At 48.6% G+C, this 15,366-nt stretch carries 16 protein-coding genes; 4 read left to right on the top strand and 12 right to left on the bottom strand.

Annotation, left to right across the window (positions count from 1 at the left end; genetic code table 11):
* Positions 1–294 precede the first annotated feature (294 nt).
* Complete coding sequence (locus tag LUCIF_RS02300; protein ID WP_122626256.1) at positions 295–1,518, bottom strand: 6-phosphofructokinase; 1,224 nt, start codon at positions 1,516–1,518, stop codon at positions 295–297.
* Positions 1,519–1,762: 244 nt separating this feature from the next.
* Here LUCIF_RS02300 and LUCIF_RS02295 point away from each other — a divergent pair, with 244 nt between their 5' ends.
* Positions 1,763–2,191, top strand: coding sequence for a YmaF family protein (locus LUCIF_RS02295; protein ID WP_165865853.1), 429 nt, complete (start codon positions 1,763–1,765; stop codon positions 2,189–2,191).
* 278 nt (positions 2,192–2,469) lie between these two features.
* Here LUCIF_RS02295 and LUCIF_RS02290 read toward each other — a convergent pair whose 3' ends face one another.
* The 5 genes from LUCIF_RS02290 to citD all read right to left on the bottom strand — a co-directional run bounded on the left by LUCIF_RS02290 (position 2,470) and on the right by citD (position 7,539).
* The gene (locus LUCIF_RS02290) at positions 2,470–3,174 is read right to left on the bottom strand and encodes a response regulator (protein WP_207856863.1); all 705 of its coding nucleotides are present in this window, start codon (positions 3,172–3,174) and stop codon (positions 2,470–2,472) included.
* Positions 3,146–4,750 carry an ATP-binding protein gene (locus LUCIF_RS02285; protein ID WP_207856861.1) on the bottom strand — a complete coding sequence of 535 codons (1,605 nt, stop codon included), beginning with the start codon at positions 4,748–4,750 and terminating at the stop codon, positions 3,146–3,148. Before LUCIF_RS02285 ends, LUCIF_RS02290 begins: the two co-directional genes overlap by 29 nt.
* Positions 4,751–4,829: 79 nt before the next feature.
* Complete coding sequence (citF, locus tag LUCIF_RS02280) at positions 4,830–6,371, bottom strand: citrate lyase subunit alpha (protein ID WP_122626253.1); 1,542 nt, start codon at positions 6,369–6,371, stop codon at positions 4,830–4,832.
* Positions 6,368–7,255: an aldolase/citrate lyase family protein gene (locus LUCIF_RS02275; protein ID WP_122626252.1), complete on the bottom strand. Its 888-nt coding sequence runs from the start codon at positions 7,253–7,255 to the stop codon at positions 6,368–6,370. Before LUCIF_RS02275 ends, citF begins: the two co-directional genes overlap by 4 nt.
* A complete protein-coding gene (gene citD, locus LUCIF_RS02270) occupies positions 7,252–7,539 on the bottom strand; it encodes a citrate lyase acyl carrier protein (protein ID WP_122626251.1) in 288 nt (95 codons plus the stop codon). Before citD ends, LUCIF_RS02275 begins: the two co-directional genes overlap by 4 nt.
* Positions 7,540–7,913: 374 nt before the next feature.
* On the opposite strand from citD, the gene LUCIF_RS02265 reads away from it, so the two are divergent.
* The 3 genes from LUCIF_RS02265 (at position 7,914) to LUCIF_RS02250 (ending at position 11,633) form a co-directional block, all read left to right on the top strand.
* Entirely contained in the window at positions 7,914–8,348 is a 435-nt protein-coding gene (locus LUCIF_RS02265) for a DMT family transporter (RefSeq protein ID WP_207856859.1), read from the top strand.
* A gap of 218 nt (positions 8,349–8,566) precedes the next feature.
* Positions 8,567–8,965 (top strand): hypothetical protein, encoded by a 399-nt coding sequence (locus LUCIF_RS02260; protein WP_122626250.1) that lies wholly within the window; start codon positions 8,567–8,569, stop codon positions 8,963–8,965.
* Positions 8,966–10,061: 1,096 nt separating this feature from the next.
* Positions 10,062–11,633 (top strand): ClC family H(+)/Cl(-) exchange transporter, encoded by a 1,572-nt coding sequence (locus LUCIF_RS02250; protein WP_122626248.1) that lies wholly within the window; start codon positions 10,062–10,064, stop codon positions 11,631–11,633.
* Positions 11,634–11,706: 73 nt separating this feature from the next.
* Here the strand turns inward: LUCIF_RS02250 and LUCIF_RS25915 are convergent, their stop codons facing one another.
* The 6 genes from LUCIF_RS25915 to LUCIF_RS02220 form a co-directional block, all read right to left on the bottom strand.
* Positions 11,707–11,853, bottom strand: a complete 147-nt coding sequence (locus LUCIF_RS25915) for a hypothetical protein (protein WP_165865852.1) — start codon at positions 11,851–11,853, stop codon at positions 11,707–11,709.
* A 317-nt stretch (positions 11,854–12,170) separates the two neighbouring features.
* Positions 12,171–12,374 (bottom strand): hypothetical protein, encoded by a 204-nt coding sequence (locus LUCIF_RS02240; protein ID WP_122626246.1) that lies wholly within the window; start codon positions 12,372–12,374, stop codon positions 12,171–12,173.
* A gap of 130 nt (positions 12,375–12,504) precedes the next feature.
* Positions 12,505–12,798, bottom strand: coding sequence for a hypothetical protein (locus LUCIF_RS02235; RefSeq protein WP_122626245.1), 294 nt, complete (start codon positions 12,796–12,798; stop codon positions 12,505–12,507).
* A 92-nt stretch (positions 12,799–12,890) separates the two neighbouring features.
* A complete protein-coding gene (locus LUCIF_RS02230; RefSeq protein ID WP_243638651.1) occupies positions 12,891–13,145 on the bottom strand; it encodes a DUF1294 domain-containing protein in 255 nt (84 codons plus the stop codon).
* A gap of 30 nt (positions 13,146–13,175) precedes the next feature.
* Positions 13,176–13,835, bottom strand: a complete 660-nt coding sequence (locus LUCIF_RS02225; protein ID WP_122626244.1) for a YjbE family putative metal transport protein — start codon at positions 13,833–13,835, stop codon at positions 13,176–13,178.
* Positions 13,836–14,060: 225 nt separating this feature from the next.
* On the bottom strand, positions 14,061–15,188 hold the full coding sequence (locus tag LUCIF_RS02220) for a radical SAM protein (protein WP_207856857.1): 1,128 nt from the start codon (positions 15,186–15,188) through the stop codon (positions 14,061–14,063).
* Between the last annotated feature and the right edge of the window lie 178 nt (positions 15,189–15,366).

Raw genomic sequence — 15,366 nt, 5'->3', positions numbered from 1 at the left:
ACCAGCCTTACAGAAATAGAATTTTTTAGCGAATTTTTGGAATGAGGCAGGAAATTAGACGGTGGATGTTGGATATTGATGTTAGATGTTGGAAATTGGAGATAGAACGGGAGCTGGAGATAAAAGGATAGAATCCGTCCCGAAATTCAGGAAATTGCTTAACCACCGGGCACGGTGAAAATTGGATGGAAGCGGCTAGGAATCATGTAGCCGTAACAACACAAATACACTGGAACGGTAAAAAAACGTGGCTGTCTAGCCAGACAGCCACGTTTTTTCTATTAACAGTTTATCTTATTTAACTATGAAATGCTTCGCTAAGCGGGAGAACACGGGAATACCGCCTTCATAACGGAGCGGCGGTTCGCCTTCTAACAGGGGACGGGCATAATTAATGAAATCCGCCGTTACATTATTGCCTTCGGCATTGATCCATTCCAGAGGCACTTTCTTTTCGACATTGGCCACTTCCGAAAGATTGGCCTTCCCTGTCGTTATCCGGTATCCATTACCCGGTTCACGTTCCAGTGTCACCATAACGCCGGAAATTCCTTCTACCGCATATTCAACGGCTTTTTTGCCTACCAGCCAGGCTTCATTGATATCGGTTAAAGAAGCCACATGGGCCGCGGCCCGTTGCGCCGAAGCCGGAATGATGTATCGGCTCTTGGCGCCCACTTCTTTATCAAGAATATCTTTCAATACCTGCGCACAACCGCCGAGCTGGGCATGGCCAAAAGCGTCGCGAGCGCCGCTTTCGCCCAAGAGCGTACCATCGGCGGTATGAATCCCTTCCGAAACCACAATCAGCACTCTGTCAACCGCTTTATATATATTTTGAACATCTTTAACAAACTGATTAGTATCAAAAACCACTTCCGGCAAATAAACCAGATGGGGACCATCGTCATCGGCCCGCTTTGCCAGGGCGCCGGCCGCAGCCAGCCAGCCGGCATGACGGCCCATGGCTTCTACAATCAGAATTTTAGTAGACGGCAGGTCGCGCTGGTCAATCCAGGATTCCGCCACCGTTGTTGCCAGATATTTTGCAGCGCTGGCGTAACCGGGACAGTGATCCGTAAAGGGTAAATCATTATCCACTGTTTTCGGTACGCCGATGCAGCGCATTTCATAACCCTTTTCTACGGCCAGCTTATTTACCTTATCGGCCGTATCCATGGAATCATTACCGCCGTTATAGAAGAAATAACGAATATTATGTTTCTTCAATGCCTCAAAAATCCGTTCATAATCTTCCCTGGTCTTTACTTTATAACGTACCGAACCAAGTGCGGCACCCGGAGTATATTTAAGTCCCTCCACTACGGCGGGATTTTCTTTCCGTACATCGAATAAATCACCGTTTAGAATCCCGACAATTCCATTCTGCGCTCCATATACATTTTCAATTTCTTCATGTTTCAGAGCTTCCTGTATAACACCGCATGCGCTGGCGTTAATTACTGCTGTCGGCCCACCCGATTGAGCTACGACGGCATTGCCCCTCAATTTCGCCATTGTAAAGCCACCTTTCTGCTGATTCTTCATTTTGTTGATAGTTTATCCTAATTTTCATTCGATCATTTTGGGAAAATTCCTTCCAAACGATAAGCCGATTTTTTCCATGCCATTAAAGCGGCACAGTTGTATATTCCCTGCCTACTTTATTCTTTCCTGGCCGCTTTTCTTCCTTTCCAAGCTAACCAAAACCGCTACGGCTGCATAAAATACTATGAGTCATGATGAAGGAGGTGTTATTTCCATGCCTGCGAACGAAGAAGAGCGAATTACTGCCGACGATGTTCTTCATGAAAGGCATGTGCATACTTTTTTAACGGAAGCCGATGTAGCGGCGGAGCACCAGCATGTCATTGTTGGCGTCACGGGACCGGCTCGCCTGGATATGCCGGTCCATGTTCACCGGTTGCACGTTCGTACATCCTTTCTGGCCGAGGAAGACGGCGGACACTGGCACTGGGTCGATGTCATGACCTGTCCGCCTATTGACCTGCCGGACGGTAATCACACCCATTACTTCCAGGGCACCACCAGTTACGATGATAATCATTGCCATACATTCTCCGGTGTAACCGGCACCGGACCGACCTTTATAATAATAGATCCCTGCACAGAGGAGGCTCCCGCCTCGTCCGAAAAAAAGAAATACGGCAATCGTCCGGCAACCTCCTAAGAAAGACCGCCAGCGCGGTCTTTCGGTCCATGGCGCAAGGCTCAGGGCGCGGAAAACCCGTCTAAAAATGATTTTGGGCAGCCACCTCGGTAGAAGGATCGTCTTGTCATAAGCGGAGGTTACGTGGTAACGGCGCAGCGTTGATAAGGCGATTCTTCTGCCGCTAATGGCTAATAAAACTTATACTTTCGGTCCATGGCGCAGAGCCTAGGGCGCGGGGAAATTTCTAAAAAGAGGCCGCCGGGATTGCCCGGCGGTCTCTCTCTTATATTATTTCTTTACTTTTCCGGTTGCCTCACTAATCTAAAACGGTGAATCGGCCGGCCGACGGCGATGTAATACAATTCCCGTTCAGCCAGACCCTGTTCGGCCATGTATTCCAGATAACGCCGGGAAGTAACCCGGGACATTCCTACGCCGGCAGCCACTTCCTCGGCAGAAAAGGACTGTGCCTGTTCCAAAAGGTACTGGGAAATCCGCTGCAGCGTCTGGGCCTGAATATTTTTGGGCATGTCCCGTTCTTCCCGGGTCATCCGTACCGGCAACAGTCCGTCGATTTCTTCCTGTCCCAGGTTTTCCTTCTGCATAATGGTTTGCTTAAAATGCCGGTATCCTTCCAGTACTGCTTTATACCGTTCAAACTTGAAAGGTTTGGTAATATACGCCACGACACCCTGCCGTAGCGCTTTACTGACGGTAACCGTGTCGTCAGCGGCCGTAATCATAATAATATCCACCGGCCGGTCCTGCTTGCGTATCTCCTGCAATACCTCCATGCCGTCGCATTGGGGCATGTATATATCCAAGATGACCAAATCAGGCTGTTTTACAGGGATCTGCGCCATAGCTTCCATGCCGTTCCGCGCCTGTCCTACAACCAGAAAGCCCTTGACCGCCTCAGTAAACTTTTTATTAATTTCGGCCACCATCGGATCATCTTCCACAATAAGCACTTTAATATCCATCAGCATCACCCGTTTCATAGGGAATACGTACGGTAAATTCCACACCGCCCTCCGGCAAGTTCCGATGAACAATCGATCCGTGCACCAGCTTGAGTTTCTCGGCCACCAGGGCCAGTCCCAATCCGCTGTTGCCATTCTTGGTCGTTACACCCCGCTGATACATCCGTGCCGCCGTCGCATCGTCAATTTCCCCGCCGGAATTGCAGACAATCATCGTTAAAACTTCAGGCTGCTGGATCACTCCAACAACAATCTTTTTTTCCGACGCACCGGCGGTGGCCTCAACCGCATTTTGCAGCAGGTTGCCAAGAATTAGCAGTACATCGCCGACCGATACACACGCCGGGAGATATCTCAACTCGGTTTCCGGCAAAATGGAAAAGGCAATCCCCTGTTCCCGCATATGGCTGGCCTTGCCTAAGAGCATTCCGTACAAGAGTGAGTCCTTGATTTTTCCGCTAAGCTGGCTGATAACTTCTTTGTTTTCTTCGGTTGTATCCACGGCGTAATTCACCGCTTCCTGGTGACGCCCCAGTTGTATCAGGCCGGCAATCGTATGCAGCTTATTTTTAAATTCATGAGTCTGAGCCCGCAGTACGTCCACAAAGCGATGCACGCCGGTCATTTCCTCCGCTAACCGGTTGATTTCGGTCCGGTCCCGGAAGCTAATCACAGCGCCTGCAACTTGCCCGTCGACCATAATCGGCACACTGTTGGCCAATATGGTAATATCTCCGACCCGCTGCTCTTCATTATACAGCGGCCGGCCTTCCCGGATTACCGTATCCAGCCCGTTTTGCGGCAGAATGTCCGTGATCGGCCTGGCGGCGGCCTCTTGGTCCCGCAGTCCCAGAATATGCTCCGCCTCCCGGTTCATCAAACGAATTATCCCGGCCGTGTCGACCGCCACAACTCCTTCCCGGATGGCCTCCAGTGTCGCTTCCCGTTCTTTAAGAACCATAGCAATTTCATAAGGCTCCAACCCAAAGATGGCTTGCTTTATATTGCGGGCCAGCAAAAAAGCCCCCATTGCACTAAGAACCAGGGCAAACACAAGAGTAAACATAATATGGCGGGAATTAGTCAGAATGACTTTGGAAATGTCATTCAGGTAAAATCCCACGGAAACAAAGCCGACTTGCCGGCCGCTGCGGGCAAAAATCGGCACATTGGCCCGCAGCGAAGGCGCCAGATGTCCCTGGCCGGTATAAACATATTCCTTGCCTTCCAAGACCGGTTCCCGGTAAAGGTCCGCCATGGGAGTGCCGACCATATCCGGCAGGGGATAGGACAACCGAACCTCATGCATATTACTGATAACAATAAAAGCGGCCCCGGTTGCCCGGCGCCAGCGTTCCGCAAAGGGCTGTAAAACCGCCGACGGATTATCGGACAGAAGAGCCTCCTGTACCGACGGAACACTGGCAATCACCTCGCCAATCGCCAGCGCCTTTTTACCGGTGCTGTTCTCAATGTATTGATCGCTGATACGGATGACAATCGCCCCGGTAACAGCTAAAACAAAGAAAACCATCAAAATAATAAGAATGGCAACCTTGTATTCCAACCTTAATCTTGTTTGCTTTGTTATCAACCAAACATCACCCTTATATTTCTTCGACAAATTCTCCCTTTGACCTGCATAGGAAAGAGTGATGCGTACCGGCAAGTATTTACAACGGCCGGCGGATTGCATCAATGATTGTTCCATCCCGGTATTCAATCAAACCCACGATGCACGCCTCATCCACCGGAACCGGTTCCGGTGTTCCTGCCAGGCCAATGGCTGTCCGATGAAGATCTTCAATGGCTACCAAGGGAATATTGGCTTCTTTTAAATTGTCCAGCAGTTCCTGCCGGCGCGGGTTGACCGCTACGCCCCGTTCCGTAACAATTACATCGACCGATTCGCCCGGCGTAACAATGGTATGTACCCGGTCCCGCACCATCGGCAGCCTGCCGCGCAGCAGCGGCGCCACAACGATGGACAGTCCGGCCCCGGCCGCCGTATCGGAATGTCCGCCGGAAGCCCCCATAATAACCCCGTTGGAATCGGTTATCACATTTACGTTAAAGTCGACATCCACTTCGGTTGCGCTCAGAATTACTACGTCCAGGTTATTCACAATACAGCCCCGGTTGTGGGGATTGGCATAAAACGAAGCCGACATCTCCCGATGATTGGGGTTCTTTTTCAAGGATTGAATGGAAGGAATATCAAAATCCTGCACGTCAAACAGTACTTTAAACAGTCCTTCCTCCAGCATTTCCGCAAACGGCGCGGTAATACCGCCCACGCCGAAGCTGCCGGTGATCTTCTGCTGCTGCATTTTTTCCTTCATAAATTTGGCCACAGCTAAGGATGCACCGCCGCTGCCCAGTTGGAGTGAATAACCCTCCCGGAAATAGCCGGAATACTCAATGACGGCCGAAGCATATTCGGCAATTAAGAGTTCCCGGGGGTCACGGCTGATGCGCAGAGCGCCGGATGCAATCCCCTGGGGGTCCCCAATACTGTCGACAACGACAATGAAATCCACCTGGGTCTGAGGAATACTAACCGGATATAGGGGATGCGGCACCAGGTTGTCCGTAACGACGATTACTTTATCCGCATGAGCTGCGTCTACCATGGCATACCCCATGGAGCCGCAGGCTGATTTTCCGTCCAGTCCGTTGATATTGCCGTAAGAGTCACAACAGGGAGCGCCGATAAAGGCTACGTCAATGGACAGTTCCCCGCATTCAATGGCCCGGGCCCGGCCGCCGTGCGACCGGATGATAACCGGTTTAGCCAGTTTTCCTTCCGTCAGGAACCGGCCCAAATTCCCCCGGGCGCCGCTCGTTTCAATGGCCGTAATAATACCTTGCTCAATATAAGGAATAATGGCATCATTAACCGTGCTCAGAGAACTGGGTGCCAGCGTAAGATTTTTAATCTTTTTGCGGGCAATGACTTCCATAACATTATTTAAAATATAATCGCCGTTACGAAAGTGATGATGAAAAGAAATCGTCATGCCGTCTTTAAGACCGGCGGCGTCAATGGCCTGTTCGATAGATTTCAAAACTTTTTCCGACCGTGGTTTGTTTACTGTCAATTTAGGTCCTACTGCCCGTCCCGACGGTGTCACTGCAAATGGCCCCGCATAGGGACGGACATTCATTCCCGCTATAACTTCGGGAATCTCCCGGCCTGCTGCATTCTTACTCATTGTACCGCCTCCCCGCTTTTATACCCCGTTGCCTGTGCGTAGGAAAGGACCCGTTCCGCTCTGGCCACTACAGGGAGATCAATCATTTTTCCATTCAGCGAAATAACTCCGGAATTACGGGCCAGTGCCTCCTGATAAGCCGCTACGATAGCCTCGGCCTTTTCAATTTCCTTGTCCGTCGGGCTGAAAACTTGATGTACCAGTTTGATCTGGCGCGGATTAACCACCGATTTGCCGTCAAACCCCATTTGTTTAATCAATTTGACTTCATTAATAAAGGTTTCCTCATCGTTTACATCGGAAAAAACCGTATCAATTGCATTGATACCGGCTGCCCGGGCGGCCAGCACCAACTGCCCCCGGGCGGCAAATAATTCCCGCCCGTCTTTGCTGCGGGAAGTTTTCAAATCGGCAATAAAGTCTTCGCCGCCAATCGCAATCGCCACCATCCGGGGACTGGCGGACGCAATTTGATAGGCATTCATCAGCCCCTTGGCCGTCTCGATTGCTGCCATCATCCGGATGGAACCGGCAGGAAATCCATACTTGCGTTCCGCTTCCGTAATCATTGCGTCAATTTCCTGAATTTCCGCCGCCGTTTCTGCCTTAGGAAGCCGGATAAGATCCGGTTTTACGGACAGAACCGAAGCCAAATCCGCATGGCCGAAGGGCGTACTGATATGGTTAATACGCACCGCAATTTCACAAGGATACTGAATTGACTGGATAGCGCTTTCCACCAAATTGCGGGCGGCGTCTTTTTCTGTAATGGCTACGGAATCCTCCAGATCAAAAATAAGGGTATCGGCACCATAGATCCCGGCATTCTGAACCATTCCGGGATTATTGCCGGGAACAAACATCATCGTTCTGCGCAGTTTCATTTCTCTTCCTCCTGCTTTAGCGCCCGGCCTACAGCGGTTTTTACTCTTGCCCGGATAGTGCAGTCAAGCGCTCCTTTGTCATTGGCAAAAACAGCGGCATCACTAATCCCGCATTCCTGCAATGTATCTATAATAACCGCCCGGATTTGCCGGCCAAATTGTTTGGCTACAGGACTTTTTAATTCAATGGCAATCCCTTTGCCCGGTTCAGCCGGGGCAACCGTAACCATAATATCGTTGGATTCGACAGTACCGGCCTGTCCGGGGCGAGAAATAAGCGACATAATATTACCTCCAGTAAATAATGGTATCCACAAGGGCGATAGCCTTTGCGGATACGGTTTATCCGATAAATTGAATGCGTTACCAAAGGCCGGGTATCTTCCGGCAATTGCTGCCTAATCCCAGCCAAACCACAAATCGATTCCTCCTTTTTTTCTTTTGGACCCGCTTTGTTTTTTTGACATCTCCCGTTCCTGTGCGTTGCAATTTTCAGAATAGCACTGCGGCCAAAGGAATTGAAGTTTTTGAACATTATGTTCTTTTATTGTCATAAAGTGCATTTTGCCAAAACGGCTTTTCCTTTTCAGACAAACAGGATTTCGGACCACTGCAACGAATTAAATAAATTCCATCATTTCACAATTCAGGAGGCATTATGATAAAAGGTATCTTATTTTCTCTTATGGCCGGTATTCTAATCTGCATACAATCGGTCTTCAACACCCGCCTCAGCGAAAAGACCGGCTTATGGGGCACTAATGTACTTGTGCATGGCAGCGGTCTGATCGTAGCTTTACTCATATTACTGTTCACCGGCGACGGCTATTTTAAAAACATCGCCACTGCCAACAAATGGTATCTCCTCGGCGGAACGCTGGGAGTCATGATTGTTTTTTCAGTAATGAAAGGGATCTCACTGCTCGGTACTACATTTTCCGTTGCCCTTGTTTTATCGGCCCAGCTTTTAAGCGCCGCCGCCGTTGATACATTCGGCCTTTTCGGCACTGAACCACGCCCGTTTGACCTTTATAAAGTATTTGGTTTTTTCCTTATGCTGACAGGCATGATTCTCTTTAAATGGAAAGATTAAAACCGGGAATTAAAACAACCAAGTAAAAACAGTAAGAGAGCAGGTTACGCCTGCTCTCTTACTGTTTCGTTCGTAGGAATCCTTTCATATAATATACTATCCTGCTGGATCCCCCCATTTCGCACCCTGAGCTTTCGGCGATAAATCGGAAAAAATTATTGACGAATGACAGAGAGAGGAATGCGACAAGGAGGATGCAACATTGTGAGGTGCGTAGTATGACGACAGCAAACATCCTTCACTACCCGGCGGTTACCGCTGGATTGCCTGCGTGTGTAACAGATTCGGAGATTCTCGATGTCCGGCAAACGGTATCCCCTGCCAAGCCTCATAATATTACAGGACTATTCCGTTTTTCCTTTTTTATAAGAATCCTATGCGGTCCCGCCGTCAGGGTCTACGTACAAACCAGCTATAACTGCAAAGACTGGTTTCTTGACAGCACAATTATAACCCTTACTCCCCCGCCGCTGCTTATTACGGACCGGGTCGTGCTAACCGCCGACCACTATGCCTGTTTTGCCCGGGTCACCGCCGAAATGCGCGGACAGCCCTCAAAAGTGCTGGTAGTTTTTCAGTCTCAGCCGTACTGCTGTCCGGTGAACGGCCCCCACTAGTACCTTGACCATGTTAGAGTTTAGTTTTAGAGCGAACAAAAATTTCAAAGGGCAAGGAAGCAGCGACGCCCCATACTGGAAGGGGTCTGCTAGGAGGTGCTGACGTAGTAATTTGGAATTTTTGCCGTTATCAAACTAAAACATAATGTGGCCAAGGTACTAAGACCGGACAGTTTTTTTCGGAGCAATCACCCAAGGTAAATATACCACATAACATATATAAGGAGGGAGGCGATCAGAGTGTCGCACAAAAGAAGAAGTTCCAGCAAAAAGGACACCAAATTTGAAAGTCCGGAAATTAATTATTGGGATGAATACAATGAGGAATATCGTGCACCCCAGTGTTATCCTCAACACGGCTGCCGTCCACAGGGAGGGGGCGGGGGCGGCGGTTACGGCTGCCGGCCTGGAGGGATCGGCTGTCTGCCTAACATAGTTCCTTGTTATCCCAGTAGCAACTGCTATCCCAGCAGTAATTGCTACCCTAACAGCAGTTGCTATCCCAATACTAACTGCTATCCTAACACCAACTGTTATCCCCATACGAATTGCTATCCCAATACCAGTTGTTATCCCAACACCAATTGTTATCCCAAATCGAACTGCTACCCCCACACCAACTGTTATCCCAATAGCAACTGTTATCCGAAATCCAATTGTTATCCGAAGCGCAGTTGCTATCCCTGATGCAAGCCTTATGCTCCGGCGTCCGGCTCCCGCTGACACAAATATGAACCCGGGAATTTCTTTGCCGCCATTATGGCGGCAACTACTATACTACTTGGACGGGGATCCTAGAATAAGGGCTTGGGCGCCAAGCGTGAACACCGGGTCAAAAAAATATACCCCAAGACGAAAGCTTGTGCCCCAGTCCTTGTGGCTATGGCACAAGCTTTCGTCCATTTATTTGTCCCAATATTTTTTCCGGCGTTGACAATTGCCTACACCCGTGTAAGAATAATAGTATTGACTAAGAAGGCGATATCTTGTTTAAAATAGTGTGAAACCAATTTTATTGCTGGAACAATAGGTTCGCTGCGGTGAAACCTTTTTTATTTTGCAATCCCTTAGCAGTACAGTATATGGAGGAAATGAAATGACCAGACCGGAAGCAAGCAAAGTATATCATGCACTCTTACATTGGCGCGATTTCCGCTTTAAAATTTTTCTTGAGGGTATTTTCATCGGTCTTATTGCCGGCATAACCGTTGTTCTCTTTCGTTATATCCTGGAATTGGCTGAAAAGATGCGTAATGCACTGTATGTGCATTTACATACGGGCCCGTGGAGTCTTACCCTGCTTTGGTTTCTCAGTTTACTGTTTATTGCCTATCTCTTAGGCAAAATCGTGGCTTATGAACCGATGTCCGGCGGCAGTGGCATTCCCCAGGTAAAAGCGGTAATTTTGCGGTTGATGAAAATGAACTGGCAAAGAATTATTGCCAGTAAATTTGTTGGCGGTGTTTTAGCGATTGGCGCTGGTCTTTCCCTTGGCCGGGAAGGCCCCTCCATTCAATTGGGAGCTGCCATCGGCCAGGGATTAAGCCGGCTTATGGGACGGACCAAGATGGAAGAACGCTACCTGCTCACCAGCGGGGCCAGCGCCGGATTAGCGGCAGCCTTTAGCGCACCACTGGCAGGCGTGATTTTCTCCCTGGAAGAATTGCATAAAAATTTTTCCCCCGCCGTTCTCATGTCGGCTATGGCCGCCTCATTAACTGCCGCTCTGGTAACGCAGAGTTTTTTCGGCGCCAATCCAATTTTCAGCTTTACCGGCATCCCTGTCTTTCCTTTCCGGTATTATGGCTATCTGGTAATTCTCGGCATTGTAACCGGTTTGTTAGGAGTTTTATTCAACAGAGTATTAATTGGCACATTAAATTTCTATGACCGGCAGCGAGTGCTGCCCAAAGGCATGCAAGCGGCCATTCCCCTGCTGCTTGGCGGGCTGGCCGGATTTGTTCTGCCGGAAATTTTAGGCGGCGGCAATGACTTGGTAAATGTGATCTCTTCGGGACGGTTTACTCTTGACTTTATGCTGATTTTAATTGCGGCTAAATTTATTTTCACCATGATCAGCTACGGTTCCGGCGTACCCGGCGGCATTTTCCTGCCGTTGCTGGTCGTTGGTGCTTTAACCGGCGGTATCTCCGGAACTGTGGCCGTTCATTATCTGGGAGTCGATCCTTTCTATTATAATAACTTTATTGTTCTGGCTATGGCCGCCTTTTTCACCGCCGTAGTAAAGGCCCCTATTACCGGCAGTATCCTGATCCTGGAAATGACGGGTTCCTTTACTCACCTGCTATCCCTTATCGCGGTCTCGATGACGGCTTATCTTACTACGGACATTGTCAAATCCAAACCCGTATATGACGAACTGATGGAACGGTCACTGGCCAAAAGCGGCAGCGAGCCTGCCAGCATGGGTCCCCGCAACCGTATGGTTACCGAACTGGTTGTTTGCGTCGGTTCTAAACTGGACGGTCAAAAAATTAAAAATATCAGTTGGCCTTCCCATTGTTTACTAGTCAGCATCCGGCGCGGAGAAATGGAAATTATCCCCAAGGGTGACACCAAAATCATTGCCGGTGACTACCTCTATGTTTTGACTAATGAGGGCCAAACGGAAGAAGTTTATGAATTAGCGGGAGAATGTATCCTTTAAAAATAAGGGAAACCATCTGGAAAGCATCTTGGGCGAACAATCCAGGCAGAAGAAAAGGAGCCCGAAGGCTCCTTTACGGGGTTCGCCGCATTACTTTCCGTAATGCAAGATCAAACGAATTAGCCCCCTGTTTCTTATATCCATCCTTGGTGAAATAGGGAGGCTTTCCATTGCGGGTTTGATTTTTAACGTTTTCTATCGCCGCAACTTTCGGTACCATATCATATCCCTCCCTGGTTTGATAGTGGATTCCTATATATAATATCGTTTTTTCCGGCCTATTTCTTAACCAGCCTTTTCCTTCTATATAGTATAATATTAAAAAACCGTCCAATCAGGACGGTTTTTCATTCACTCCTCAAAGGCGGGTTAAATAGGAAAGCAGGGTAAAAAATAGCTCAACGGCCTTATCCAGAACAGCAGCCCCAATAGCGATAAGAATCAATTCCAGCCATAGCGCCATATAACTCACCTTCCCGCAGCAAGCGCTGTCTCTTTCTAGATTGTGCGGGAATTCAGGCTGCTATTCATCCCCGGTTATATTTTGCAATCCACTTTGCTCCCGGTAAAAACGCACCCATTCGTCTCTGACGAATTTCCTTCTACTGCGGCGGAGGAAGGATTTCTTTTCTCATCCCGCCGCTGCTTTCCGGGATCATCCTTTTTTCCCTTTACCGGACGCACACCGGCAACCCTGCTTATCCGCCCAACCGGCTCCACCGATAGCAGCTCCCTGTCCATTCCAACCGCCACCTTTCTTATCAAATTCTGCTTAAAGTGACTTTGTTTATTATTATATCGGTATTAGGGAGAAAAAAATTAACAGAAGAATTTCTTCTCAGTCGGCCCCGAAGACCTGGGAATATGACAGCTACTTTTTTAAGGCTTCCCGGATTTTTTGGGCGATTTTTTCTGCCTCATCCGGCGAATATAGCATCAACGCATGATAAATGCGCTCCTGTAATTCGACAAATGCATTCCCCTTATCCTCAGCGATAATCAAGCCGTCTTTAAAAAGACCGTCCAGCCCGATTACTGCGTAAGCAGCTGCCTGATCCAGTTTTTTCTGAGCTTCAACCAGATTTTGCGGTGCGTAAATGGCCTCGCACCGTTCTTCATTTTGTTTATTAATTTCCTCAATTGCTTTTAATATTTTCTCATTCATAAAATGCCCTCCACTATTTATAAAACTACTTTATATTATATCACCTGCACCGCCAAAGGTACCAGTCCGGACGGATTGGCTGCCCCCTTGTCTTACCGTCCCTGCCAAAAATACAAACAAACAAGATTAATAAACCATAGCAGCGGCATGCCTATGACGAACGCAATATGACGGGTCTTGTGCCGGAAAGCATACATGCCCAGCCAAGCCCCGCCGGCACCCCCGCCCAGAGCGCAAAGAAACAATGTTCGCTCCCGGATGCGCCAGCCACCTTGCCGGGCCCGTTTTTTATCCAGTCGCATCAGCCAAAAAACAGCCGCGTTCCACAATAAATATCCTACCAGCAAATCGATTCCCTCCCCGGATGCCTTCACCCGTTAATGGGTTCTCTTCCAGCCCGCCGACAGACGGACCGCCGCGAATACTGCCACAACTGCTCCGGCCGGAATCAGCCACTTAGCAGCCGGAAACGAAATTAAAACAGACCGTAGAAGGGGATCCTCCCCAATCATGGTTCCGGCCGTCCAAGCCAAAACTACACCGCCTAGATCCAAAATAAATGGAAACTTCTCCATCAGCCGCAGGAAAAGAGTACTTCCCCACACCATAATCGGCACGCTGACTAAAAGCCCCAGAATGACCAGTAAAACATCACCATGGGCAACGCCGGCCACCCCCATCACATTATCAATTCCCATAACCCCGTCGGCAACAACAATTGTCCGCACAGCATCCAGCAAACTCCCCTGCGCGGCAATCTTGCTGTGCCGTTTCGAGCCGGTCAGCAATTTATAGGCAATCCACAGCAGCAGGACTCCGCCGCCGGCTAACAAGGCCGGAATCGTAAGCATCCAGACAACGGCTATGGTAGTAAATGTCCGGATCATCACAGCCCCCGCCGTACCCCAGATAATTGCCTGTTTTTGTCGGGCTGCCGGCAACTGTCCGGCAGCCATACCAATCACAATGGCGTTATCGCCGGCTAAAATCAAATCAATAAAAACAACGGCTATTAGCCCCTGAAAAAATTCCACCATCTCTTCGCCTCCCTTTTCGAATCAAAATTCATAACTATGCAAAAAGACCCTGCCTAAAAAGCATAGGCAAGGTCTTACCAACAACAACAGTTGCCAGCAGGGCCGGGGTATAAACCCGGGATGACGGTCCTGCTGCGTATGGCTACTCCCCTTGAATTATACTCGTTCATATAACTCTCAGTATCATTTTTAACGAAAACTGTCAATTTGTCAAGACCCTGTCTTTTAAAAACATATTGGTGCCGCTTCATATTTCAGGTCAAAATACTTTCGCGCAATACGGGGGTATTTTTTTTCGAAGTCCTGCAAATACCGCATTGTTGAACTTCCCCCGCCATTCACTTCACAATATTCCCGAAAACTTTTCTTCTTAAAAAAGTTCGGTTGATTGCACCAACGCGCTAAATTAATATAAATACCCCGCCATTCACTTGTTTTATAAGCGTCATAACGCATGATATAAGGCAAACAGCGATACCGCATCAAGATGGCAATCCGCTCAAACACGCCCTCAATATCCTGCGCATCCTGCGACTCGAAACCGCAAAGAATATAAAGCTTCGTCGTACCAGTGCAGTATTTTTTCCAGATTTTCAGTCTGTTTTCAATCAACTCGCGGTCTTTCAGGTGATCAAAGGCAAAGATATAATCGCCGCGGTACCTGGCCCGGGAAATCACTGCCGCCCTTTCCTCCGTCATAAGCCGCATATCCATACCCTGCCGGAATTGAAACGGTCTGCCGATTTCCTCCAGTTCGTCAAATACATGGCGCCATTTTTCATATCCAAGGATGTTGTCATCCCAAAGATAAATATATTTGCGGGACGGATCGAAAAATTCTTTTACCGGGGCATGAAAAAAGACTTTATCATATTTTTTATTGACACAAAAGGCGCACTTGCGAAAACAGCCCCGCGTGGCAAAACCAATGGAATACTCCATATAATCGGCAAAACGGTTCTTTTTAAGGCCCCGGGCAATTTCCTGCCGCACGTAGTCATCATACAAGTGATAATCCGGCCGGTGGTGTTCCACTTCATAGGCCAAATCCGGGCACTCCTCGGGTAGAAAACCGGTGCCGCCGTAAATGACATTTTTACCGGCGGTAATTCCCGGCGGAATTGGCGTAAAAGTAAACACCTTTCCCAAGTAGATTTCGTCATAGAGACCAATCACCTCTCCCGGACTAAAAAAGCCGGCCGTAAAATCCAACCCCAGCTCCTCATAACTTTTCACTAATTGTACAGTATGACCGGCCGCCTTTTTATATGCGCTGATTTTCATTAATGCAATATTGGGATGGCGCGTACCGTGACCGAGCAGGTCCGCATCAACGATTCCGATCTTCATCATCAAAATTCTCCCAAGACCCTATTTTTATTTAAGTATACCGAATCACTGCCCGGTCTACAATACTCGGCGGAAAAATCTGTATCGGCCAAGAAAGACCCGGCATATTTTCCGCCGGCCCTTCATAGAATGTTATGTATTCTATTTTTAGAGGAGTGAAAACATGGACGTCGCCCATATA

It is taken from the genome of Allolucifera butyrica (genome assembly GCF_900476375.1).
Classification (GTDB): domain Bacteria; phylum Bacillota; class Negativicutes; order Sporomusales; family UPPP01; genus Lucifera; species Lucifera butyrica.
This window is presented reverse-complemented; position numbering and strand designations above follow the sequence as displayed.

Coding starts and splice junctions, on each gene's coding strand:
- LUCIF_RS02225 (WP_122626244.1), bottom strand. CDS start 13,835: ATGGTGGAATTTTTTCAGGGGCTAATAGCCGTTGTTTTTATTGATTTG.
- LUCIF_RS02260 (WP_122626250.1), top strand. CDS start 8,567: ATGACGACAGCAAACATCCTTCACTACCCGGCGGTTACCGCTGGATTG.
- LUCIF_RS02290 (WP_207856863.1), bottom strand. CDS start 3,174: ATGAAACGGGTGATGCTGATGGATATTAAAGTGCTTATTGTGGAAGAT.
- LUCIF_RS25915 (WP_165865852.1), bottom strand. CDS start 11,853: ATGGTACCGAAAGTTGCGGCGATAGAAAACGTTAAAAATCAAACCCGC.
- citD (WP_122626251.1), bottom strand. CDS start 7,539: ATGTCGCTTATTTCTCGCCCCGGACAGGCCGGTACTGTCGAATCCAAC.
- LUCIF_RS02240 (WP_122626246.1), bottom strand. CDS start 12,374: ATGGACAGGGAGCTGCTATCGGTGGAGCCGGTTGGGCGGATAAGCAGG.
- LUCIF_RS02250 (WP_122626248.1), top strand. CDS start 10,062: ATGACCAGACCGGAAGCAAGCAAAGTATATCATGCACTCTTACATTGG.
- LUCIF_RS02265 (WP_207856859.1), top strand. CDS start 7,914: ATGATAAAAGGTATCTTATTTTCTCTTATGGCCGGTATTCTAATCTGC.
- LUCIF_RS02235 (WP_122626245.1), bottom strand. CDS start 12,798: ATGAATGAGAAAATATTAAAAGCAATTGAGGAAATTAATAAACAAAAT.
- LUCIF_RS02295 (WP_165865853.1), top strand. CDS start 1,763: ATGCCTGCGAACGAAGAAGAGCGAATTACTGCCGACGATGTTCTTCAT.
- citF (WP_122626253.1), bottom strand. CDS start 6,371: ATGAGTAAGAATGCAGCAGGCCGGGAGATTCCCGAAGTTATAGCGGGA.
- LUCIF_RS02275 (WP_122626252.1), bottom strand. CDS start 7,255: ATGAAACTGCGCAGAACGATGATGTTTGTTCCCGGCAATAATCCCGGA.
- LUCIF_RS02300 (WP_122626256.1), bottom strand. CDS start 1,518: ATGGCGAAATTGAGGGGCAATGCCGTCGTAGCTCAATCGGGTGGGCCG.
- LUCIF_RS02220 (WP_207856857.1), bottom strand. CDS start 15,188: ATGATGAAGATCGGAATCGTTGATGCGGACCTGCTCGGTCACGGTACG.